A 25,175-nucleotide genomic window follows, 5' to 3' on the forward strand; every position below is an offset into this window, starting at 1 on the left:
TTGAATGAAAGGACGTTTTCAACTCAGTCTGGCGGTGGTCATTTTGATCGCTGCAGGTTTGGGCCTGACTTTATACAAACACTTTGCCCTGGGGTTCCCCTTAACCCGGGGAGAAACCACTACCGTCTGGAGTGTTGAGGCTGAAATCCAGTTCAAGGCTGACGGTGGACCCGTCAAGGTATCCCTGACCTTGCCTGACCAACAATCCGGCTTCCGCATTCTGAATGAATCCTTTGCTTCTCCGGGTTATGGCATCAACCAGTATGATGATGATGGACAACGTCGTGCAGAGTGGAGCATTCGCAAGGCCAGTGGCAAACAAAGCCTGTTTTACAAGGTGAGTCTGCATCCGGATCGACAACTGGTGGAACCTCTGGCCCCTCCTGTTGAAGAAAACAACGATACCCTGAAGGCCAAACCGTCCCTGCCGGAACCTTACCAGACTGCAGCAGACTCACTGCTGGAACAGGTAAAAGAACGCTCTGCTGATAGTCGAAGTTTCACAGGCACCCTGATCAAGGAATTTATTGCCCAACAGCCCAGTCAGAATACCAACATGCTGCTTAGCATGGTTGATAGCCGTACCGAGCTCACCAATCTTCTGATTGAGATGCTGTCCATGGCCGACATTCCGGCCCGGGTTGTTCGAGGTCTTTACCTTGAAGACGGCAGACGTCGTCAGCCCATAGTAGAGATGCTGGAAGTCTATACCAATGACGGTTGGGTACTCTTTGATCCTGAAACCGGAGCATCCGGCAACCCGGAAAACTTCTTCCTCTGGCAGCGTGGTGGTAAATCCCTATTGGATGTCATGGGTGGCACAGCGTCCAAAGTCTCTTTTTCGATGATTTCACAGAACGAGCCAACAAGGGATCTGGCCATTGAAACGTCCCGGGCTGACAATGCAGCACTGGTCGATTTCTCTATCTACGCCCTGCCTCTGGAAGTTCAGAATGCCTTCAAGAGCATTCTGCTGATTCCCATTGGTACCCTGGTCGTATTGATCATGCGTATCCTGGTCGGCCTGAGAACATCAGGAACCTTTATGCCGGTCCTGATCTCTGTAGCCTTCCTGGAAACCCAGTTACTGCCTGGTTTGATTATCTTTATCACCATAGTTTCCATTGGCCTCTGGATTCGCTCGATATTGAGTCAGCTCAATATGCTCCTTGTTGCCCGACTGGCGGCGGTGATCATCGTCGTCATAGGCATAATGGGCGTTATGAGCGTACTCAGCTGGAAGATGGGGATTACCCAGGCCCTGACCGTTACCTTCTTCCCGATGATTATTCTGGCATGGACCATTGAGAGAATGTCTATCCTCTGGGAAGAAGAAGGCCCCAAAGACGTACTGATTGAAGGCTCTGGTAGTCTGCTGGTGGCCACTATGAGTTACCTGCTGATGTCCACCCCACTGGTTGAGCACCTGACCTATAACTTCCCGGAGTTGTTATTGACTGTCCTGGGCCTGACCCTGATGCTGGGTCAATACACCGGTTACCGTCTACTGGAGCTTCGTCGCTTCAAACCTCTGGTTGGAGGTTAACCCATGGAGTTCATCAAACGGTTTTTTCGCAGTTTTGCCAGTCCATCCAGCCTCCACGAGGCCGGGATTCTCAGCATGAACATGCGAAACCTCGATTATGTTATTAAATATAATCCCCGCAAACTGCTTCCCCAGGTGGACGATAAGCTCACCACCAAAAGGATGGCAGAAAAAGCCAATGTAGACGTCCCTGAACTGCTGGGAGTTGTCGAATACCAGCACGACATTAAAGATCTGGGCTCCCTGCTCGAAGAACACAACAGTTTCGTGATCAAGCCTGCCCAGGGCAGTGGCGGTAAAGGCATTCTTGTCATCGTGGGTCGCGACGGTCCACGTTATGTAAAAGCCAGTGGCGACACTCTGGAATTTGAAGACATCAACCGACATGTTTCCAACATTCTGGGTGGCCTTTACAGTCTCGGAGGCAAAAGTGATGTAGCCATGATCGAGAGCCTGATCGTGGCAGACCCGGTATTTAATGATTACAGTTTTGAAGGTGTGCCGGACATTCGTATGATTGTTTTCCGGGGCTTTCCGGTGATGGGTATGTTGCGTCTGGCTACCCGGGCTTCTGATGGTAAAGCCAACCTTCACCAGGGAGCCGTTGGAGTGGGTCTGGACATTGCCTCTGGCAAAAGCCTCAGAGCCGTCCAATTTGATCTGCCGATTGACAGGCACCCTGATACGGGTCACAGCTTTGAAAAACTGGAAGTACCTCACTGGGACAAACTGCTCAAGCTGACTTCAGCCTGTTATGACATGACAGGACTGGGCTATCTGGGCGTGGACATTGTTCTGGATGAAAGGGATGGTCCACTGATCCTTGAACTCAATGCCCGACCCGGCCTGGCTATCCAGATCGCCAATGACCGCGGCATCCAACCCCGTCTGGAGCTGATTGAGTCTCTGCCCAACTGGACTATGCCTATTGACGAGAAAGTCGCATTCTCTAAAGAGCACTTTGCAATGTAATATCCACTACATCAGGACGCGACGTCCTGATGTACACTGCTCACACCAGTGACAAGAAACGTCACTGTCGAAGTTAATTTAGTGACGAATCCGCTCTGCCACCTTGGCCTGCATACCTTGTCTGTGTCACAATCATTTACAGGGTAAATAGATTTAATAGACAACCCTTTGAAGGAAGAGTGAAAAGCTGTCAATTCGTCATGGAGGACTGCCTGAATTGCGGGTTCTATTGACCTTCTCAACCTGCTCGCAAAGAGCAGTCATCTACATCAGGGCTTTGGTGCTTCTGCTGGCCTTTTTTGTCAGCCATACTACCCATGGGGCTTCCGTTGCAGAATCTTCACCGTCTGGACCGGTTAAACTGGCCAGCTTCCTGACTTCGGTCCCTGCTCCGAAAGCGATCCTGAGCGGAAAACAGCCCGGCACCAGTGATCGCTGGTACAAGCTCCGCCTGACATTGAATCATTCTCTAAATTCAGACTGGTTGCTGGTATTCAGAAGGACTCCCCATAAGAAACTTGATGTCTTCACACCTTCTGAAAAGGGTTACCGGATCACTTCATTGGGTATCGGCAGTCAAAACCGCAAGTCAGACCCAAGAGTTCTGAAACTCCTGCTGTCTGAGAACAAGACTCACGATATTTATATACGTGTAGACAACTCAGAGCCAAACAGGTTGAACCCTCACCTTTGGCCGCAGTCACTCTATATGCTGGATGAATACAAGAATCAGGCCTTTTCAGCTTCACTGCTGGCACTGCTTCTCCTCTTTCTGGTCGTCACAGCGGCTGTAATGATCTACACCCGGCACCCTTCTTACCTATTGCTTACTGCGCACCTGTTGGCTACCACGACACTGATCGTATTTTACCAGGGCGACATTTTCTGGATGATTAAAGGGTCCTGGGACCCCGAATTCTGGGTGCTGATCATAACGATGATCAGCCTTGTCTCAGCCCTCGGCTGTTACAAGAACCTCGGTTTGCTGGCACTCTATACTCCCAAAACAGACAGGCTTATACTCTGGCTTTGCTGCCTGTCGGTCGGATTTATTCTCAGCTTCTTCGCCACAGAGCAAACCCGGCTTCTCAATGCGGCATTTTTAATGATCGCGCTGTCCGCAGTCCTGCTCATTGCCAGCCTGCTGACCATTTTTTCGCAAGGAGTCAGACCTGCCAAACTGGCGTTACCGGTCATGGCCACACTGTTCTTTGCCCTATTTAGCAGCTGGGTCTCCAAAGAGTGGCCCAGAGTCATTCCCAGTCAGGCCGAACTAGCATTAATTGCTCTCCAATCCATGATGATTAACGGTCTATACTGGGTCAACCGCAAACACAAGAATCGTCAAGCTATCTCTATCAACCTGGTTAACAGCCAGTATGATAAACGACGAGTCTTTGATTCTGCTCTTCGCAAACATCTTCAGGCACCCGGCAATGCACTGATGGATGAAAAGACCATTCGAAAGCGCATTCTGGCAACTCTTGATGCGATAATTCCCGATGCACCCTCTATGATATTGATTAAGAATAAAGACCAGTGGGATGTCAGCAGCCATTACCCTAAAGCTGCCCAGATTCTAAAAAGCAGCATTGACACTATTGAAGATGAGCTGATGGACATCATTACCTCGGAGCAAAAGCACCATATCCGGCTTGAAGATCGAAACGGCGTTAAATATTGGATATTTCTGCTCCACAGTGAAGAAAACCACCATACTTTGCTGGTGGTCTCACCAGGAAGCCAACCCAACAGACCTTTGAAGTGGCAACAGATAACCGACATCAGCAACCATGCCCGAACCCTGTTTCAGGCCAGTCAGCAGACTCGATTCTGGAAACTGCAGGCCAGCCTTGATTCACTGACGGGTCTTCTCAATCGGAGGGCTTTTTTCAATGAGGCTTCAGAACTGCTTCACCGTCCTGACTCCGGAATGCCCCAGTCCTGCCTGATTTTCATAGATATCGATGACTTCAAACAGATCAATGATCGTTTCGGTCACCCGGCGGGTGACAAGGTTCTCTCTGACCTCGCCAGTCAACTAAGGAAAGATCTTCGTCAAGAGGACCTGATTGCCCGCTATGGCGGCGAAGAATTTGTTGTTCTCCTGCCCAATACCGATGCTGTCAGTGGCGTAAAGATCGCTGAGCGACTCAGGAACTCGGCATTACTTTTCAAGGGAGGCCCTGTTCCCCTGAGCCTCAGTCTGGGAATTGCTGCCACGAGCCCGAAGACCGACACTCTCGACAAAATACTCAAAGAGGCAGACGACGCTTTATATCAAGCCAAGCACTCGGGCAAGAACAGAGTCTGTCGGGCGCCTTCCTGTGCAGATATACGACTATCGGTTCGTGAACCAGACAAAGGTCAACAGCCTGCGAGAGAAGAGATTACAAAACGCTTATCTTGAAACGTAAATCTACATATATTTCACCGTCATACTGAGACTTTAGAATATAGTACTCATCTCCCACCGAAAAAAACGTAATATACGACAATGCCCGCTCTGCTCAGTCGCTGGCAACAGCAACGGAATGACAATGACCTGCAGCTTGAAGAACGAGATTTAAGCTGGCTGGAGAAAGTGGCACGTGCTCCTCATCAGGAGCCCTGGAGTGTCACCATACTGCAGTACGCCTGGACTGCCGGTCCGGTAACTCTTCTGGCTGCTTTTGCAGGCTACTATATTGGCTACGGCACCACGATGCCGCTAGACAGAACCCTGTATTTCGTCGGCTACTCCATTGTGGCCATTGGCCTGGGCCTGTTCACCAAGCTGATGTACAACGTTACCCACGGACGCCGGGTCAATCAAGACAAAAACAACCTGCTCAGCGTCATCGACCGAATTCCCGAAATCATTTACATGGTGCGTGACCTGGCCCAACGTAATATGACCGAAGATGCACGACGGATCCATTCTGCCGGTATTCTTTTGCGAAAGTTCGATCTTGGCCCGGAATGGATATCAACAGCCATTGAAGATATTACGGGTGATCACAAACTGGCCCGCAAGGCCGAACAGATTGAAATATTCCGCAGGGCTGGCCTTTATCACAGAATGCGCGACATTGTTCACGAAGTCTCTGAAGACACTGAGCGTTATCACAACGAACTCAAAGAACTTCACCCGCGCATAGCCAAAGCACTCAAAAACAGATTAAGCGGTATCGTTGCCAGACCCCATGAAGGGCAACCCAGAGAGCCTCTGTTTATTGAACGGATTCTCACTGCCAGCGAGCGGGACAATGAAGAATTGATGACCCTTCACGATGTCGAGGAAATACTCATATTATGCTTCGAGTTGATTTGCGGGCGCGAAATTTCCTGGCTGAAAATTGAGTATACCGGTCGCTGGGATCTGGCCAAGGCTCTGGACAGGCTCGAGGAAGAACGCAATGATTTCCGGATCAGCAGGGCCAGGGTGTACTCCCGCCTCAAGGCCCTGACAACCTGGCTCCATAATGTTGATGTCCAGAATCGCATTATTACCGATCACGGTCTAAGCCCCCAGAAGTTGCTGACTGCAGCCAGTGAATCGCTCGACAATCTCAGTTTGCAGGTTCGTCAGGCCAGAGACCTGACCCGTAAAACCGGCAAACACGTTATGGCCCTGAACATAAAACGCAAACAGCTCGATAAAGCCATTCAACTCTACAATGAAGCTCACCGCGCCTACCTGAAACAGGGCCGGGACAGTGACAAACTCAAACGCGCCCTGAAGTACTGGCAAAAACTCTCCACGCTCTATCAGCAGAACCCTAAAGAGAACTTAAAACGAAGCCTGACGATTTCGGAGCAGAGTATTGAGCTGGACGATGATACCAGGATGGAAGTTGCCAACCGTCTGGAAGCGTTTCTAAAGGAATCCCGCTTGAGGCGAGAAAGCTATCGAACCCACTCTCCCGTGGCAGCTACTCAGAAAGACCTGACAGAAACACGTGCCAGGGAAGTGGCTATTGAGGTGGCAACTATTCTTGACCCCTATATACATCTTCATGACCCACAAATTCAGAGGGCTATCGAGAGCTCCAACGCTTCCAGCCTGGCTTTTCTTGAACCAGGCATGAGCGCCAAGACCAAGGCAACACTGGGGGAAGCTCTGGCTGCAGATGTTGACAAAAACCTCTCGGCCAGTGCCGAGAAGCTGGCCCAGAACCTGATCCGTTACTATCGCGTTCCCCTGAGCGAGAGGACCATTAACTTCCTGGTACAAACCTATCAGGCTGATTTGAAAAGATTACAGTTCATTGCCCAGTTCGAGAGCCCTATGAGCGCTCGCTATTCACTGGATAATATTTCGCCCATAGAAGTCCCCCCTGCCAAGAACAAATGGCAAATTGACTTATATAACGCCAATAAAATCATCAGCAAATACAGCTCTGTCAGTACTCATCGCTGAGACACCTCTCGCCCGACCTGACAACGATCAAGCGGGCGAATATTTTCTATATACTGATCAGAAATACTGATAGACAGTTATTACCTATATCAGTATTCCTTATGGCCAAAAACCCACTTTACAACCGAAATGTTTCGTATTTACACAGTTATTTATCCTTTATTTTCACGCATCAAGCACTTATATCCCTAAAAAACATCTGAAGAACGAGGTATTTAAAACATTTTTGATGAAGATCAAACTTTGCATCTTACTGTAGTTCATATATGTAACAAATCCGAGTAACATGTCCACAAATCTGATTAACCAGCCATAGATTGATCCAGACCCATCTAAGACTCGTATATACTGGCGCACCGGCTATAAACATGCATTTAGCATGTATCTATTGTACGAAATGCGCGGTAACTGCAGCATGAAGGACCTCTGTGGCAGCACGCATTTTCTGATTTCCAGTACGGATTTGATTTAACACTGTCATTAACGAGGAGCACCATGATTACAGAAGAAATCATCGACCTATCGCGATTCCAGTTCGCGATGACAGCACTCTATCACTTCCTCTTTGTTCCGCTGACCCTGGGCATGACCTTTATTCTGGCGATCATGGAGTCGGTTTATGTTATGACCGGCAAACAGGTCTATCGGGATATGACCAAATTCTGGGGAAAATTGTTCGGTATTAACTTTGCACTCGGTGTTGCTACCGGTCTGACCATGGAATTTCAGTTCGGAACCAACTGGTCATACTACTCCCATTATGTCGGTGACATTTTTGGTGCTCCACTGGCCATTGAAGCCTTGATGGCCTTCTTCCTCGAGTCAACGTTTGTCGGCATGTTCTTCTTCGGCTGGGACCGACTCAGTAAGGTTCAGCATCTGGCTTGTACCTGGCTCATGGCTATAGGTACCAACCTTTCGGCCATGTGGATACTGATTGCCAACGCCTGGATGCAGAACCCGGTAGGTGCAGAGTTCAATTATGAAACCATGCGCATGGAAATGACCAATTTTGCTGACCTGATTCTGAACCCTGTAGCCCAGGTGAAATTTATTCATACGGTATCTGCCGGTTATACAACAGGTGCCATCTTTGTACTGTCTATCAGCGCGTGGTACATGCTTAAAGGCCGTGATATAGGTTTCGCTCGTCGTTCATTTGCGGTAGCCGCAGGCTTTGGTCTGGCATCCATCCTCTCTACGCTTCTGCTTGGCGATGAATCCGGTTATGAACTGGGTGACGTACAGCAAGTCAAGCTGGCAGCGATCGAGGCCGAGTGGGACACTGAACCTGCACCGGCCGCTTTTACTGTTTTTGGACTTCCCAACCAGGAAGAACAGAGAACAGATTATGCGATCAAAATCCCCTACGTCATGGGCATTATCGCGACCCGCTCAACAGACACAGAAGTGCTGGGTATCAAAGATCTGGTCGACGACAAGATTCAGAGAATCAACAATGGTATCAAAGCTTACGAATTGCTTGAAAAGCTGAAAAATGGTGAAGATACACCTGACAACCGTCGCGAGTTTGATAAAGTCGTGGATGACCTGGGCTATGGCTTGCTGCTCAGCCGCTATACCGACGACATTCCAAGCGCGACACCCCAAATGGTTCGGCAGGCTGCAGAAGAGGCTATTCCGACCGTGTGGCCACTGTTCTTCTCTTTCAGAATCATGGTGGGTCTCGGTGTTGTAATGCTTCTGCTGCTTGTGACCGCCTTCTATAAAACAGCCCGCAGAACTGAATACAATAGTCCAAAATTCCTCAAACTCTGTTTCTACGCGTTGCCACTGCCATTCATTGCCAGTGAAATGGGGTGGTTCGTTGCTGAGTTTGGTCGTCAGCCCTGGTCGATCTCAGGCATACTGCCCACTTACCTGTCTGCTTCTACCCGGACAGAAGCAGACCTCTGGCTCAGCATCATTGGTTTTACTGCGCTCTACAGTATCTGCATCATTATCGAAATTTACCTGATCGTTAAATATGCCCGCAAAGGTCCTAGCAGCCTGCACACTGGCCGCTACCACTTTGAACGCAATCATACCGACGATATGGCTCAGGCATAAAAGGAGGCCCTTATGGACTACGAAGTTCTCAAATTCATCTGGTGGGTTCTGATCGGTGTTCTGTTCATTGGCTTTGCCATAATGGACGGGTACGATCTGGGGACAGCCAACCTGCTGCCTTTCATGAGCAAAACTGACGAAGAGCGTCGTATCATGATCAATGCCGTCGCCCCTCACTGGGACGGCAACCAGGTTTGGCTGATCACTTCAGGTGGCGCACTGTTTGCGGCTTGGCCTATCGTTTATGCCACAGCCTTCTCTGGTTTTTACTGGGCCATGTTGCTGGTTCTGTTCGCACTGATTGTCCGTCCGCTGGCCTTTGACTATCGCTCCAAGGTTAAACCCGAGCAGACGAAGTACTGTGACTGGGGTCTCTTTATCAGCGGCATAGTACCTTCTCTGGTATTCGGCGTAGCCTTTGGTAACCTTTTCCAGGGCTTTGGTTTTAATCTGGATGACACAATGCGTTCCAGTTTTACTCAGGGCTTCTTCTCATTGTTGAACCCCTTTGCCCTTCTTTGTGGAGTTGTCAGCGTCTCCATGCTGACCATGCAGGGATCTGTGTGGCAAAGCATGCGCTCTGGTAGCCCGATCAAAGAACGTGCGACCATTGTCGCACGCATGTCTGCCCTTGCGACCATCGTCACCTTTGCACTTGCGGGTGTCTGGGTAGCCAACCTGCCCGGCTTTGAAGTCGTTAGCGGTCTGGTTATGAATGGCGAAGCCAATCCTCTTACCAAAACAGTTCACATTGCAGACGCGGGCATCTGGCTGGCTAATTACACCAAGTACCCGGTTATGCTGATTGCACCGGTCATGGGTTTTGCAGGCGCCATTGGTGTCTTCCTGCTGGCCAACAGCCGTCTGCACGGCCTGACCTTTACCTGCAGTTCAATCACCCAGGCAGGCATTATTATGACAGCCGGGTTCTCACTGTTTCCATTCATCCTGCCGTCCAGCACCCACCCTAACGTCAGCCTGACACTGTGGGATGCAACATCCAGTTACCTGACGCTGGGAATTATGACAGTGGTTGCCATGATATTTGTTCCCATCATTCTGGGTTACACCACCTGGTGTTTCTACAAATTGTGGGGCCGTATGACAGCAGAACACCTTAACGAAAACACCCACTCACTTTACTAAGGAGGGCAGACTATGTGGTATTTTGCCTGGATTCTGGGCGTACTCCTTGCGTGTGCCTTTGGTATCATCAATGTCATGTGGTATGAATTTCATGATATGGGTTTTGATAATGATATCGATGATTTAGAAGAATAATCTGATTTTTTGGGGACCAATTTCTCTGGTCCCCAAGCTTAAAAAATCGGGTTTTATTGTGCCTGATGGTGAGCAAAAGGTTGCTTTCTGGAGGGTATCCCCTGCCCGGTTTTGTTAACCTCTATAAGCCTGCCGCGCAACCTGTCGAATGAGCCTGCCTTTGACCAAAGCGAAGAGAGAAGATTTTAGCCGTTATAAACCTTTTAAACATCGGGCTCTTCAGGAACAGCTACCACTATGATCGTTTCCAATGTTTGAGGACATGGAAAGGTTGTGTGACTGTGTCGGTGTTATTCCTGCAAGTTTGCGACTGACAATAAGAAATACACCATTGACAGCAATAAAGTACAGACACTCCTGTAACCAGGCCAATCTGCTGATGATCAACTGACTTCGCTGTTGAGGATTAGAACAAGACGGTTATTTGCCGACGCAGTTGAAGCCGAGTGTGCCGGTAATAAATCCCAAGTTGCGGGATCGCTTAGGCAATAGGAATAGATTCAATTCAATGGCGGCCCTTCCCTACTTGTAACGAACCGGCAGTCTCACAAACATCAGAGCCAACTAAACTCGAAAAATAAGCATTGCGTGTACACCAGGACTGACGGGGTACACTTCAACATACAAGACGATGATAGTCGTCAATGCATGCTTGTACTTAATAGAGGTCACCGATCATAGCAAGAGAGAGTTGATTGCTATCAAAGTCGGCTTCCAGAAATCCACACAAAGTCAGGAAGAACTTCTTGTCAGTATTCAGAAGCAAGAGTTGGTTAAAGCTCCATTCTTGGCAGAAGGAGACATAGCGTTTGAGTTGCCCAAGCACTAAGCGCCTGAGAACGGCCAAGACTATTAGCTGCATGGGCCTGAACAGTAATTGTCTATGGTCTTTAAGCTGAGCCAGAGCGCTCAGAAAAAGTGGCACAGGCTGAGAGGATTCAAGCTGTTAACTGATGTCGCATAATGTACCAAATATCTTAGACCGTCTACAGCTAGAAGATGAAGCTGACCAAGAGGCCGACTGATCATGACTTCAAACAACGTATATGACAATAACCAGACTGTCAGGAAGGTTAAAATCAACCAGTGCATCATTTACTCCTGAAGACTCTTGATATATCGGATTCTTTCAGACCTGTGTACGGGACAATGTTTCGTCTGCCTCATTATTGCAATTAAAATTCAGAAGCCAGTATTTTACACCCCTATCATGAGCTGCCGTTTATAAGAGGGGTTGTTATTTTGATGTTATTGGGAGGTGATGGGGTCGTACTCAGGTTGGGCAGATCGCCGCCTGCATCGGCTTTAAACACGGCCATTTCTTGTACCAGCCGGTTGAGGCTGGAAATAATACCCGTTTCAGAATCCGTTATCTTTTCTTTGATATCTGAGTAGTAAGCCATTGCACTTTTCAGTGTTTCTTGCACCTCTGTCAGATCATCCATGTTCTGGTCAGGTGGTAAGGCAGTTCCTTTCAATACTAACGTAGTAAGCGGTTTGGTCTGTGTTTGCTTGCAGGGTTTGGAAACGGGTTCTCCACTTAACCAACGTCCAAAATTCTTAATACAGGCTCCATCCGCAAAGTAGATCGTTCCTTTTCCTTCCTTGTTCGCTGCCATTCTGGCGAAGAAGTGTGTACCGTCAGGTTTTTTCAGGTACGCGTCTGTTGCTTCCGTAACATTGGTCACTTCACGCAAGCCATCTTTGTTGCTGTTTACCAGAATATACTCAAGCTCGTGTGAGGCCAGCCCTAAGGCGAAAAGGTTCCATTGGGTGAGCGGTTTCAAGTTAGCCTGTGAGTCTGGTGAAATAAAGATAGTTTTCTTATCAGGCGAAGCCTTCAGCTCAATTCCAGCAGAAACCGCTGACAGATCCACAACATCGTGACCCGCTCCTGCATCAATGGTGATGGCCGGATTCGAGAATGACTGGATTTTCTGTTCAAGCGTCAGCTGGCTTTTTGATCCTGATTCACTGTTTTTAACACCAAGCAGCTGGATGAAGTCATCGCCTTTACCACTGTCAATAGCGACCGGGCCTGATGTATTGGACGTGTTGGCAATAATAATGTTATTCAGGACGTTACCCGAAAAGAAAGTCCCTCCACCTTTCTCTTGCCCTGTTATTTTGGTCAGGGGTAACTGTTCCACGAGCTTTAGTCCATCATTAAAATAAATGCCGTCGTATGCACTCAGACTCCCGTTGGTGAGTTTATGCTCAGGGATAAAACCCTTTGTCGCAGGAGACAAGGTCACCCGGATACCGCTAAATGGTCCTATAGAAAAAGGTACCCCGGAGCTGGAATTTTTAGAATTCACTGTCATCCATTCACTAAAATCGTAAGGCAGGGCAAGAAAACGTTTAGTTTCTCCAAAAGTTCTCAGGGTTAAAGTCAGATAATCAGGCTCCTGAGTACCTTCTACTTTACGAATTAAATGCCCTTTGTAATGTATATCCCAGTGGTTATGATTGGCATTTTTCGTCACATTCAGGAGGGGGCTATCCAGATTATGAAGCACTGGGTGACCTGATGACGCCGCTGCGGAATGTTCCTGCCCGTTGGAAAATAACCGGATAGCACTATTTGCAGGCGTAAACAGCCAGTCGTGCTGGTCAAGCACCCGACGACACCAGATCATTCGATCCATAAGCCGCATTGGGTAACCCTGCAGGGTGACGTCCCAGCCATACATTAATATCGTTGGCCAAATACTATCAGCATTGTAACGCCGGGTTAAAAACTCTATTGAGAGTTCAAAATATTTATTTTCATTAAAATCAGTAGAGGTAGGGGGGGAAATAGATACCCTTACTTTCTCATAAGGGAGTGAAATTGTCAGCAAGTTACCAATCCCCTCGAACACTCTGGGATTTTTTATAGCGGCCAGTACGGGCTCCATGTTAACACCGTGATCCGGAGCACGATAATCAAATAAGTTAAGGCGAGTGTCGCCACTGCTATCTCTTAACCTGAACCGGCATGCCATGGCAGTATGAAAAAACGGGTCAATGATTTTGGTAGTTATTGTTGAATCCTGATTATCAAACTTCAGTAGCCAGCCGTCGAGAGTTCCGTCTGGTTGTGAGGCCCGATCAAACCCTGTTAGATGATAGCCTTCAACAGAAAGAACAAGTAGCTTATTCGGATCGGCAGTTAGCTTGAAAGGTTCATGGTTTGAATGAAATTTGCCTCTGGACGTAGCTACTTCCTGCACCATCTGATCGAGTCTATTAATAACATCCGCACGGTCAGTCGTATCTCCGGCTTCTGAGTAGTAGGCTTTTGCACTGTTAAGTGTTTCTTGCATTCCGGTTAAGTGGTAGCTCTGACCCATCACCAAGTCTATTCTATCCTCTGCGACCTGTACCCCATAGGGTTTGGAAACGGGCTGACCATTAAACCAGTCCCAGACATTGGGTATAGAGGCTCCGTCCGCAAAATAGATGCTCCCTTTTTTGTCTTTATTCACATTCGTGGCGCTCAACCTGGCGAAAAGGTTTTTACCATTGACGGTTGTCAGGAACACATCGGTTGCTTCTTTTAAGTCAGTGACCTTGCGAAGTTTTCTACCTTTGGCACTAACCAGGATATACTCAAGCCCTTCCGGAGCCAGCCCCCTTGGGAACAGGTTCCACTGTCCGAGTTCCTTTAAATCAACGTATGAGTCTTCAGGTGAAACAAAGATCGTTTTCTCACCGGGAGAAGTCGTTACTTTAATCACATCATAAGTAGCTGAAAGATCCAGAACATCTTGCCCCTCTCCTGCGTCAATACTGATTGTTTGATTCGATAATGACTGAATTTTCTGTTCAAGCGTCAGCTGGCCTTTTGATCCTGATTCACTGTTTTTAACGCCAAGCAGCTGGATGAAGTCATCGCCTTTACCACTGTCAATAGCGACCGGGCCTGATGTATTGGACGTGTTGGCAATAATAATGTTATTTAAGGAGTTACCCGAAAAAAAAGTCCCTTCATCCTTCTCTTGCCCTGATATTTTCGTCAGGGGTAACTCTTCCATGAGCTTTAGTCCATCATTAAAATAAATGCCGTCGTATGCACTCAGACTCCCGTTGGTGAGTTTGTGCTCAGGAATAAAACCCTTTGTCGCAGGAGACAAGGTCACCCGGATACCGCTAAATGGCCCTATAGAAAAAGGTACCCCGGAGCTGGAATTTTTAGAATGCACTGTCATCCATTTACTAAAGTCGTAGGGCACACCAAGGAAACGTGATGCACTGTAAACCGTTTTATCGTCTATGCCAGCTTCAGCCACCGTCAGTGTTAGGTAGTCAGGCTTGCTAGAACTGTCTGTTCTTACCTGACGTATTAAATGCCCTTTGTAGTATATGTCCCAGCGGTCATGGCTGGCACTTTTCGTTACATTCAGTCGGTTGCTATCCAGGTTGTAAAGCACCGGGTGACCCGATGACATCGCTGCAGAATATTCCCTCCCGTTGGAGAATAAACGAATAAAACGATTTACAGGGGCAAGCAGCCACTCAGGCATAGCGGGATTCCAGATCATTTGATCCAAAAACCGCATCGGATAACCCTCCAGAAGGTCGTCCCAGCCAAACACTAATGACATTGTTGTTCTGTAATTGAATCTATGGCTGGAGTTTGTCTTGTCTGAAGTGAACCTCCCCAACTCGGGCCTGAACTTGACTTCCCGGTAAGGGGTGGGTGAAAACAGTTTGAATCGACCAACATTCGGCTTAGTAAACTGATCCTCTCCTGAATTCAGGGCAGACCATACAGGCCCCGTATCATCAAAATAATCCGGGGCGTAACGACCAACAAGATTGAGACCAACATCGCCGGTACTTCCTCTGAGCACAACCTGGGCGTCCGATATAAGGTTGATCGTTTTGGTTGTATTTTGATCCACAAAATTTAACTGCAAACCACTGTAGGTCTCGTTTAGCAATACGACATCAGAAAACCCTGTTAGTCGATAGTCATCGACAGACAAGACCAGTTTCTGGTTTCTACTGACAATTAACGTGTCAGATTCAGGGTGGTCGGCTATTGAAACAGTCACTTTGTCTTTGAACGGTGCTATTTCCTGCAACAGCCGGTCGAGGCTGTAGATAATATCTGCTTCATGGTCAGTCAACTTTCCTCTGGCCCTCAAGGAGTAGGCTATTGCACTGTTCAGTGTTGCTTGTGCCTGTGCCAAATTATATTTCTGGCCGGGTGCCGCCAGGGCTTGCCATAAGTGTTTGTAAACAGGCTCACCATTTAACCAGTCCCAAACATTTGGTATTAAGGCTCCATCCGCAAAATAGATGGTTCCTTTTCCTTCGTTATTTGTTGCCATTCTGGCGAAGAAGTATGTACAGTTCGTTTTTTTCAGGTACGCGTCTGTTGCTTCTGTAACGCTGGCCACTGTACGGAACTTGTTTTCACTGCTTTTTACCAGAACATACTCAAGATCGTTTGAAGCCAGCCCCCTTGGGAACAGGTTCCACTGCCGGAGTTGTTTTAAGTCAACGTATGAGCTTTCTGGAGAAACAAAGATGGTTTTCTCACCGGGTGAACCGACCACCTTAATGCCATCATAGGCCGCTGACAGGTCCAGAACATCCTGTCCCTCTCCGGCGTCGATGGTGATGGTCTGGTTAGAGAATGACTGGATTTTCTCTTCAAGCGTCAGCTGGCTTTTTGACCCCGACATACTGTCTTGAATGCCAAGCACCTGGATAAAGTCATCTCCTTTTAAACTGTTAATAGTGATAGGTTGAGTTATATTAACGCTGTCGACAATAATAATATTACTCAGGGCATTCCCTGAAAATAAAAGCGCATTGTCTTGTTTTTCCCCTGTTATTTTTGTCAGGGGCTCTTTTGCCAACTGTTTCTCCAGTTCAGAGCGTCGCTTTAACCCATCATTAAAAAAAATGCCGTCGAACTTATTCAGGCTCTTTGCCATCAGTAGCCCTGTAAGCTCATGCTCTGGAACAAAACCCCGGGTCGTGAATGGCATTGGCGACAGCGTCACCCGGATGCCACTTTGAGTGCCTATGCTAAAAGGCTGGGAACTGGAATCATGAGAGCGCACTACCCATTCACTAAAATCGTAAGGCAAGGCAAGGAAATGCCTTGTCCTTGAAATATTACTCCCGATTTGATCAACCAGAGTCACTGTCAGGAAATCAGGCTCCAGGGCACTATCTGTACCTTTTACCCTGCGAATTAAATGCCCATCGTAATACACATACCAGTTGCGATGATCCCCGTATTTCATCACCTTCAGAAGGTTGCTATCCAGGTTATAAAGTACCGGATGGCCTGATGACGTTGCTGTGGAATCTCCCTGCGTAGAAAATAACCGGATAAAACGATTTTCAGAAGTCAGCAGCCACTCGGGGGCGCCGCCCGGATCCCACTCAAAGCGATCCATCAGCCTCATTGGATAGCCTTGCAGGAAGCCGTCCCAGCCGAACACTAATGACGTTGGCCAGGGTTGGACGGGGTCGAGTCTATAGCTTGAGTTGCCCTTGTCTGAAGTAAATGCACCAGACATGTACCTGACTTCCCCATAAGAGGTGGGTGAAAATAGCTTGAAGTTACCAATATTCGGCTTAGTGAATTGATCCTCTCCGGAATTCAATGCGGTCCATACAGGTTCCATGTCAACACCACGGTTCGGAGCACGATGATCAAATACGTTGAAGAAAATCCTGTTGCCTTTTTCATCACTGAGCCTGAACTTTCCAGCCTTGGCGGCACGAAGGGAGGGGTCACTGATTTTGATATTTCTTGTTTTATTTTGACTCTCAAACTTCAGGTGGCACCAAGGGTTTTCCGGTTGTACGTGTTTTCTAAACCCGGTCAGATGATAATCACCGACATTCAGGATCAGCAGCTGATCAGGGCTGGCAGTGACCATCTGACGACGATTATAAAATTGTTCAATATTGATTGGCAGTGGTGAGAGGCTGCCACCCTGGCTTATCATTTGACGAATCAAATCAGACAGCCACCCTCTCCATCCATAAAAACTTAAAGAAGTCTTGCTCTCGGTTGAAAATGTCTGGTTTTGATTCAGCGTTTTTTTCAGTATCTCGCTTTCGTAATTTTCAGGAAAAAATACGCTGTGTCTGGACGGGTAATGGAATAAATATACCGACTGATTCCCAAAAGAAGCAATGAATTCATTGACTGGTATCTTGAAATCTAAAGAAGTCTGGTAATACTTTTGGCTCGAAAGCGTTGATGCTACTCGCGTTTCGACAATAATGCCCTGATAATGCTCTATCATTTTTCGTGAAATATCAAAACGGTCTGATTTTCCGCTTATGATGTGTAACACTGTGTCGCTTCGACTCTCACCCAGCATGATAGGTGGAACAACATTGGCCTCAGAAGATTGGTCGACTTTCAGGAACAGGGCGTTACTGCCTGGCTTTGTGAAAGCATACTCAAATGAAAAATTGCTTTTTATCACATTGGACTCCTGTTTATACAGGAGCCCATCGGAAGAAAAAAACCACTCTGTGGTTAGGTTATTTTGCCTTTTGGCCCCCAGAAATTTGATGTCATCATTGCCATCAAAAATATAAGTACCCTCCGGGGCGACAGTGGACTCTGCCGTATGATAACAAATCTGCTGGTAAGTCAGACCTTTTCCATCACTCAGCTTTAACACTTCCGGTAAAAGAATATTACCATTTGCAGTAATGTTCTGAAGCCTTGATCCTAAAATTCGATTATAGCTTTCTTTTAAATATTCAGTTGTAGCATTCTTTAGATTGTACGACTTCAATTCTTCCCTGATGTCTACTTCCGTTAAGCTTGTCTGGTTTTTTTCTATACGAAAAATATCACCATTACTGTCCTGCCCATATAGAACGCCCTTATTTGAAAAATAATTTTCATAGCTTATCTGGTCTGAGTTAAACACCTGAAATGATAGCCATGGACTCATTCTGGGTTTAGTTGCTTTCGTGAATACTATGTCTTTTGTTTCACTATTCAAAGCGAAAAGTTCTTTTGAATCAGGATTAAAATCGATAAGATGGAAGGAACCAGCAGTAAAGTAGAGACGTTTCGGCTTCAGCAAAAACCAGATGAATGCTTCTTTCAAATTGATACCCTCAGCACCCGTTCCATACTTTGGTGTAAGGTTATGAACAGGTATAAAAGGGGGCACTGGTACACCGTTATCTTTTGCAATACGGACATAAGGAGCCAGTTTCGATTTAAGCCCAGCAACGTAAGGCTCATTGAAAACTGGTTTTTTTCCTTTATATCGAATCGCCCTGATTCGTAGATCACTTTTATTCAAAGATATAAGACCTCCCCTTGACTGGGGTTCTTTATCTAATAATGGCGTGCCGACAATAACACCACTATTAAAAATAAAATTCAGCTCATTATTTGCATCATCAACATAGGCGGTGTTAATATTTTCATTATGATCGTTTAGAAAATCCAGAGAGTATTTATCCGGAATTAATGTGTGGACTCCTGCCTTGTCAAAGATGGATTCAGTGTCAATTACAAACAGTGAAGTTTGATTACCCTTCGGCTGAGTGAACAGATATCGGCTAGATTGGGAGGTTCCTCTCCGTTGTATATTAATCAAGTTCGGAAAATCGTTTTTTTGAGTATCGTAAAGGTTGTTTCTACTCAGGGCTGCTTTAATTCTTTGACGCCACGCGTCACTGGCGAGCACAGCACCTACCAGGAAAGTTTGAGTACGGGGCAACCAGACCATTAACATACTGTTTGAATCGTCACTTGAAGGTTTATCCAAGATGCCTCGTGCTATGGGAGTGGAATCATCCCTTTTTTGCATAATCAAAGCAGTCACTGTATTACCTGCCCCCAGTAGCCGCATTTTACGTTGAAGATTAACGGCATCCATAACCAAGGTGACCTGTAAAGGCCTGATAATCGGTTTCATCCGTCCAACATAATGGGGAGATGGAACAGCTTCAAGCTTGTAATAAACACCATGAATGGTAAAGGCCTCTGGTTCTATGGCAGGAGAAATAGTTCCATCATAACCATCAATTCTCAGGTTAGTGAGTTGTCGGTAATGGTTGCCGTCAGGCTGATGATAAGACAAATAATAATGGCCATAAGATGCAAACAGATAACCAAGACTGGGGGTACCTGCCACAGGATAGAAGCTAAGACGTCCAGATCTTCTCCTACGAGAACTATCCGCAGGAATATCAGTGGGTTTAGTGTTCAAATCCAACCAGTAACTCTCTGAAACCTTGAGGAACCGGGACGGTCTATTAATTGCCCGACCTGACTGATAGAGATTTTTGGATTGGTGATATTCACTCGATAGTTTAGTGAGGTAGTATTCTGTTAATGATGGGTTTTTAACTTCTGGATAAAAGATTTTAAAGTGCCCGGCCTGAGCATCCAGAACATAATAAGGGTATTGATTACTACCAATAAAGATGATTGGGTAGCGGTTGGCACCACTAGCGTTAAAATTATGAAATTTCAACACGCGGATACCGGGTTCAAAAGGGAATGGTGCTATGTACGGGGTAATAAGGTCTTCATCCAGGTGTTGGTGGGTGTAGTTGATATCAAGCTCGATCTGGCTTTTTGAATCGGCGTTGATCTTGCGGTTCAGAAGCGTCAGGCCAGCCAGAGGATTTCTGAAGAAAAACCGGTGTCTATCAATAATGACCCACTGTTCATCACCGGTTTGGTAAAAGTCAGCTTTGGCAAAGCTTTTCAAGTTAACGAAAAATTTATGTCCGGATCTGCCATAAAATGACCAGGACATTTTGTTATCTTCGGGAACAATGAATGTCTGTCCATCAACTTCGCCGGCCCTGACAGTGACATGACCAGTGTCTTCAGTGTCAATAATGTTACTATTAGTCAAATCCTTCAGCATGAAGGCAAATGCATCACCTGTTGTAGGCAGCCCCCTATCCCAGCAAGTAGTATGCGTACTTTTCGACTTGCCTTTACTGCTCCTGTAAAATACAAAAGCAAAGTCTTTGTTGGGCTTATTGGTTGTAGCTTCCCTGGAGGCTTCCCATAGCATTTCAAAGCCCTCGTGCCCCTTCCAACTCTTCCAACTGTCAGTCTTTCCAATGTTTTGGTAATCATTATCCCACTGCTGCAGTGCTAAGTTTTTCATTGCGGGAAGAAGAATGACTTTCGCGTCTTCATGCCAGTCGATGTGTCTGTCAAGAAATGCCTTTACCGCCGGATGTGCCAGAAAATTAAAGGTACTTCCGGACGGTGTTGTATTGTACCCACAGTTATACCAATGAAGCCTGCGTTTATAGTCAGGAACTGATAAATCAGTGTATGTAAGCAATGGACTATTGGTGGTAGTCTTATGAACCTGGAACGCTCCATAAGTTATTTGTTTTCTGTAGAGATCGATCTCGCGGATGGGAGCCAGAATCCCCCGATGTCTAACTGGCCTTTTACTATTCGGATCTATTATACCGTCATGTATCTTTTCAAGCTCGGCCAGAGTTTTGTCACTATCATCTATCTGCCTTGAAAGCAGATTCCATGTTTTTGTCTTGCTATCCCAGCCTCCCTTCAAGGTGAAATCATCGAATAGCTGCTGCCAAAAGGCCATGTTGTTTGCGAAACGCTGTCTATTGTAATTTCTGTTGCCCGTCAGAAACATTATGACGGTTACCACAATAGCGAGAGGCAAGCCGATTACAGAAGCAGCAGCAGCAACTGCAGATGCTCCTGCGGCGGCAGCGATTGCTTGCACCACGACAGGCGCAAGCATAGCTGCACTCAGGCTAATCTGAGTGCCGTGATACTCACGGCAAGCTTTGTCCTTACATTTTCCGAGGGCAATGCTGGATAGTACGATGTCAGCCGTGCCCGTGGCTACGGCCAATCCGGGACCGGATAACCGCAAAAACTGACCACCATGTTTTGCAATTTTTGAACCAGCTCCTTTTGTCTTTACGAGATAATTGGCCAGTCGATCACCCAGGCTAGCCGGTACTTTCCCTTGCTTAGTGAAACCGTATTTGCCTATTATCAGGGCTGAATCAGTAGTATCGATAATTGCATTGACTAATCCAAATTCGACCTGCATTTTAATAATTCGTTTATAGTTTTTGGTACCCGGTAACGCTGCTGGATCATCGGTATCTGTACTCAACTGCATGAGTGATACCCAGTTCATAAAAACGCTGAAGGCATCTCCTCTGCCCTCTAGCGAGTCAAATGTTAACCTTGACTGACCGCTTTTTGTTGATGGTTTTATTCTTTGTTGGATCTCATTCTTAAAGTACTGGAAAGACTTACGTGCTTTTGCATCATCCACTTTTAAGCTGATTGTTGTTACTGTTTTACCTGCAGAATCCACCAGTTTTACTGAAATCGTACTAACACCCAGTTTATCTTTACTGAGGCTAGACAGCTCGGGAACTGGGGTAACCTTATTCTTGTTCATATATTTCGTGTTCGCCAGAGCTTCAGTCAACCACTGGGTAACAATATTGAAAAAATGTCTGGAGACAACATAGATTTCACCCGAGCGAACCAGAGGATGGGCAAAAACCTTTTGCTCAATGCCTATTAGTGCAGGTTTCAGGGTATTCCGGTCTGAATCCGGTAAACCGGACAAGCGTCTGATACTCCCGAAAAATGGTAGGAGCCGACTCCCGCGCGTGTTGAAAGCCGTCACTCTGTCATTAAGCCTGAAAATCTGCAGAGAGCGGCCAGCGATTGCCGATTTATCCGGATCAATCACCTGTATTTGAATAGTGTCCTCTGTCAGTGATCTTAATACTTGCGCACCCCAATTATTGTTACTGAGACCCCATGCCCTGAGCTGTCTGCCAACATTTTCAATGGTTAACCCCTTTTCTACAGCAACCATTGATAGGCTCTTGATCTGCTTCCCTAAAATACTGGTCTCTTTTAAAAAGAAAAAATGACTACCAAGTAACGAATGGATTCGGCACAAAATCGTCAGGGCATTGCCTGCCCCTCCCTCGATCATACGAAAAGAAAGTCCTGTTGCATCATCTTTAAGAAAGGTTCCATCAAAGAAATAGGTTGCCCCCGGTTTGCCGGACTTTTGAACGAAGTCTCTCGCCATTGGCAGAAGCTCCCTTTCAAAAGCCACTACATTATGGTATCCGTGATGGCTTGAAAGTGCGTAGGCTCGTTTTTTTAGTCTGAGTGTCAGGACACGACTTCGGAACGCTTTAAATTCATTGCTCCCAAGCTGTCCAATTGATGATACATCGAGTGAGCTCAGTTCAGGGATTATAATCCGGGTCTTGTCATTCGTTAACAGATCCAGGGACAACATGGTCTTATCAAGATTCGTTCTGCAGTTGCCCCCCAGACTACGTCTTGACCGGCCACCCGGCCGACACAATGTGTGTGCAGGTACTGATTTGAGATAAACTTTGGCAAATTCACCATATTTTTGCTTTAAAATAGTGGCATCATTATGATCAGTGGGATCGAGTGGCTCAAACTTGATATTACGGTTTATCCAACCCGCCAAGCGTCTGTAAGCAACCTGAACCTCCTCAGAATGAGCAAAGCTCGCCGTGGTTTTATCAATTTCCGACAGTGAATCAGAAGACAACTTGCCGTTAAGCCAGAGTCTCCATCTACTGTATTCGTCAAAGAAAGTGGTGGATTTTATCACATGCTCGAATTCGCTAAGTTTTGTTCCATCCGGCTCCGCAACGATAATAAGAGGTTGTTGCTCAAAAGTGGACTCTCCAAGCCGTAGAATACTGTTATAATCTGCGCCTATAAGAAATTTATTGCTGACCCTTATTTCTTTTGACACTTGATGGTCAATAATGCTCGGGTCTTTATAAATCATGTCACTGTCCATTATGCCCATTGCGTCCTGATCAAAAAGATCAGGCCTTTGCTGGATATCCGGTGACAGTGCATCCAGGCCTTCTTTAAGCATGTATTTAACAACATTACTGTCAGGTGCCAGCTGGTAAATGTAGCGAGTAAGTTCCCGTTTTCTTTGCTCAACGAATGCCCCATCCGACTCTGTTTTATAAATCTTGTTTCCGAGATAATTGATATTAATATCTGTTTTTGATGCCGTTAAATCACCAGTGATGATTCCAGCTTGTCGCAATGCCCTCAGAACATTTGCTGGATAAACATCATGGGCGCTCTCGTGAATAATCCCAGAATACATGTGATCTTGGTGTGCCAGCTTGCATCCTCTAAGCGATATTCTTTTTATTTTGCCGCCACCTGGCATAAGTTTTGTTAGCGCCGCGGCCACCTTTGCTCCTGACATATCAGTCAGGTAATCACGTCCATGACCGATGAATATTACTCTTGTATTTTCATCAGGTATAAATTTTGTTCCCGTAATAGGATATAAGCGTGAGCCATTAACATCATAAGCATATAGAGTCTTTAAATGTGTCTGAGTGTTCTCATATATAGAAAATGCATTTGGGTAAAGATTAAGGTCAACGTTAAACATTATAACAATTTGTTTGTCATAATTTAGCCCTCTTACGTATTTAACAGGAGGCTTCAAGGTGGCAACATAGGGATGCTGGCTCTGGGGAAGGTATACATGATCTGGCATGAACAATGTTTGGGGCTCTCCATATGCGTTAAGACTATAGCCCCTGAAGCAATCCCTTATGGCGGCGTCACCAAAAACATCTCCTCTAAAATCTCTGGGTGATAGACCCAATGAACGCCATTTAGCGTAAGCAATACTAGCCCAAAAGCTTTTAACAGGATCTGGTTGTAATGGTGGCCGTGCACCTGCGCCGGAGATATCAGCTGCGCCATTAAAAAGTATATTTCGTCGAATTTTATTTATCTCTTCTATAAATTGCTTCTCCAGTCTGCTGGTATCCTGATTATTCTGACTAGATAGATTGAACTTACTGGATAGCTCCAAGGCTGCCAAGTGATAGTTGACTATTCTTGGTTTCAAAGGATTGCTCACATTCATTCCCAATACAGCCACTTTCTTTATTGGTATTGACTGGCTGTCCATAGTTTCCAAAATAATATGCCTTTCTGATGCTAAAGACTTAGTGCCAAGTTTTATGAAAAGATCTTTAAAATCAGGAATTGAGTTTACTTTTTCTTCCAGTCCAGGCAGAAGGTTGATACCCCATCCAGTTTTTCTCAGCTCTCTTATAGCGGTTTGCTTTGGAGGAACTGATGTAAAACCTGTGCGACTGACTGCTAATTCTAATATGGATCGTCGAATTACCTTTAACTGGTAAGGGGTAAGGCTTACTACATCAAGAGTATCGAACAGCTGACTTTTTAAGTCAGGTAAGGCACCTGAATCCACATATAGTCCACCATACCTGTATACCACCTGTGACCCTACCATCAGGTTCGCTATATGATATGAGTTTCCTATTCGAAACGCCTCATATGACCCAATTTCTCTGAAATCTGTGGTTCGGTCATAAACGCTACTGGAATACTGTCTAAAAGATTCTGAAATATTGTTTATTGTAATTGTGCTTATGGTTTGTAAGTCCCTTATTATCTCGGTTTGTTGTGTGACAATTCGACCAAATTCCTCATCAGAATTTAATCCATTTTTTCTTAGCAGCTCATTGATAGAATTGATATAGTGACCAATGTTTTCCGGCTCTCTTTTCGTGCTTCTTAACTCGTCATTGAGTATACGAAGATAATACTCATCAATAATTTTCTCGAATGTATGAGTGTCAAAACCAGTTAATTCTAATTTGCGGTCCCCAAAGTATTCTTTTATTTTATCGGCGTACAAACATTTGTAAATAAACTGGTCAGTGACTCCTTCCCAGTCATACCAGACATTGACCTGATAATCACTATTTAACAAAGCCCAAATTTTGATATTACTCACCTGCTGAAGAGTGAGCGGACCGCTGCTTACAAAATGGATTTTTTTGGGAAGATTGATTGCTGGCATT

Annotated in this window: 8 protein-coding genes; 7 read left to right on the forward strand and 1 reads right to left on the reverse strand. The window is 46.1% G+C overall.

The features are described 5' to 3' along the window. The first annotated feature begins 4 nt into the window (after nt 1-4). The 7 genes from P6910_RS12930 to cydX all read left to right on the forward strand — a co-directional run bounded on the left by P6910_RS12930 (nt 5) and on the right by cydX (nt 10,271). A complete protein-coding gene (locus P6910_RS12930; protein ID WP_317141703.1) occupies nt 5-1,546 on the forward strand; it encodes a UUP1 family membrane protein in 1,542 nt (513 codons plus the stop codon). A 3-nt stretch (nt 1,547-1,549) separates the two neighbouring features. Beyond that, nucleotides 1,550-2,518 carry an alpha-L-glutamate ligase-like protein gene (locus P6910_RS12935; protein ID WP_317141704.1) on the forward strand — a complete coding sequence of 323 codons (969 nt, stop codon included), beginning with the start codon at nt 1,550-1,552 and terminating at the stop codon, nt 2,516-2,518. A gap of 217 nt (nt 2,519-2,735) precedes the next feature. Beyond that, nucleotides 2,736-4,928: a diguanylate cyclase gene (locus P6910_RS12940; protein WP_317141705.1), complete on the forward strand. Its 2,193-nt coding sequence runs from the start codon at nt 2,736-2,738 to the stop codon at nt 4,926-4,928. 87 nt (nt 4,929-5,015) lie between these two features. Continuing rightward, on the forward strand, nt 5,016-6,920 hold the full coding sequence (locus P6910_RS12945) for a hypothetical protein (RefSeq protein WP_317141706.1): 1,905 nt from the start codon (nt 5,016-5,018) through the stop codon (nt 6,918-6,920). A gap of 495 nt (nt 6,921-7,415) precedes the next feature. Continuing rightward, nucleotides 7,416-8,990 (forward strand): cytochrome ubiquinol oxidase subunit I, encoded by a 1,575-nt coding sequence (locus tag P6910_RS12950; RefSeq protein ID WP_317141707.1) that lies wholly within the window; start codon nt 7,416-7,418, stop codon nt 8,988-8,990. A 12-nt stretch (nt 8,991-9,002) separates the two neighbouring features. Continuing rightward, on the forward strand, nt 9,003-10,136 hold the full coding sequence (cydB, locus tag P6910_RS12955; RefSeq protein ID WP_317141708.1) for a cytochrome d ubiquinol oxidase subunit II: 1,134 nt from the start codon (nt 9,003-9,005) through the stop codon (nt 10,134-10,136). A 12-nt stretch (nt 10,137-10,148) separates the two neighbouring features. Beyond that, entirely contained in the window at nt 10,149-10,271 is a 123-nt protein-coding gene (gene cydX / locus P6910_RS12960) for a cytochrome bd-I oxidase subunit CydX (RefSeq protein WP_317141709.1), read from the forward strand. A 1,208-nt stretch (nt 10,272-11,479) separates the two neighbouring features. Here the strand turns inward: cydX and P6910_RS12965 are convergent. Continuing rightward, nucleotides 11,480-25,174: a C80 family cysteine peptidase gene (locus P6910_RS12965; RefSeq protein WP_317141710.1), complete on the reverse strand. Its 13,695-nt coding sequence runs from the start codon at nt 25,172-25,174 to the stop codon at nt 11,480-11,482. Nucleotide 25,175: the final 1 nt, after the last annotated feature.

It is taken from the genome of Endozoicomonas sp. 8E (assembly GCF_032883915.1).
GTDB lineage: Bacteria > Pseudomonadota > Gammaproteobacteria > Pseudomonadales > Endozoicomonadaceae > Endozoicomonas_A.

Excerpts from the sequence above, each read along its gene's own strand:
- P6910_RS12930 (WP_317141703.1), top strand. The coding sequence starts at position 5 with ATGAAAGGACGTTTTCAACTCAGTCTGGCGGTGGTCATTTTGATCGCT.
- P6910_RS12935 (WP_317141704.1), top strand. The coding sequence starts at position 1,550 with ATGGAGTTCATCAAACGGTTTTTTCGCAGTTTTGCCAGTCCATCCAGC.
- P6910_RS12945 (WP_317141706.1), top strand. The coding sequence starts at position 5,016 with ATGCCCGCTCTGCTCAGTCGCTGGCAACAGCAACGGAATGACAATGAC.
- P6910_RS12950 (WP_317141707.1), top strand. The coding sequence starts at position 7,416 with ATGATTACAGAAGAAATCATCGACCTATCGCGATTCCAGTTCGCGATG.
- cydB (WP_317141708.1), top strand. The coding sequence starts at position 9,003 with ATGGACTACGAAGTTCTCAAATTCATCTGGTGGGTTCTGATCGGTGTT.
- cydX (WP_317141709.1), top strand. The coding sequence starts at position 10,149 with ATGTGGTATTTTGCCTGGATTCTGGGCGTACTCCTTGCGTGTGCCTTT.
- P6910_RS12965 (WP_317141710.1), bottom strand. The coding sequence starts at position 25,174 with ATGCCAGCAATCAATCTTCCCAAAAAAATCCATTTTGTAAGCAGCGGT.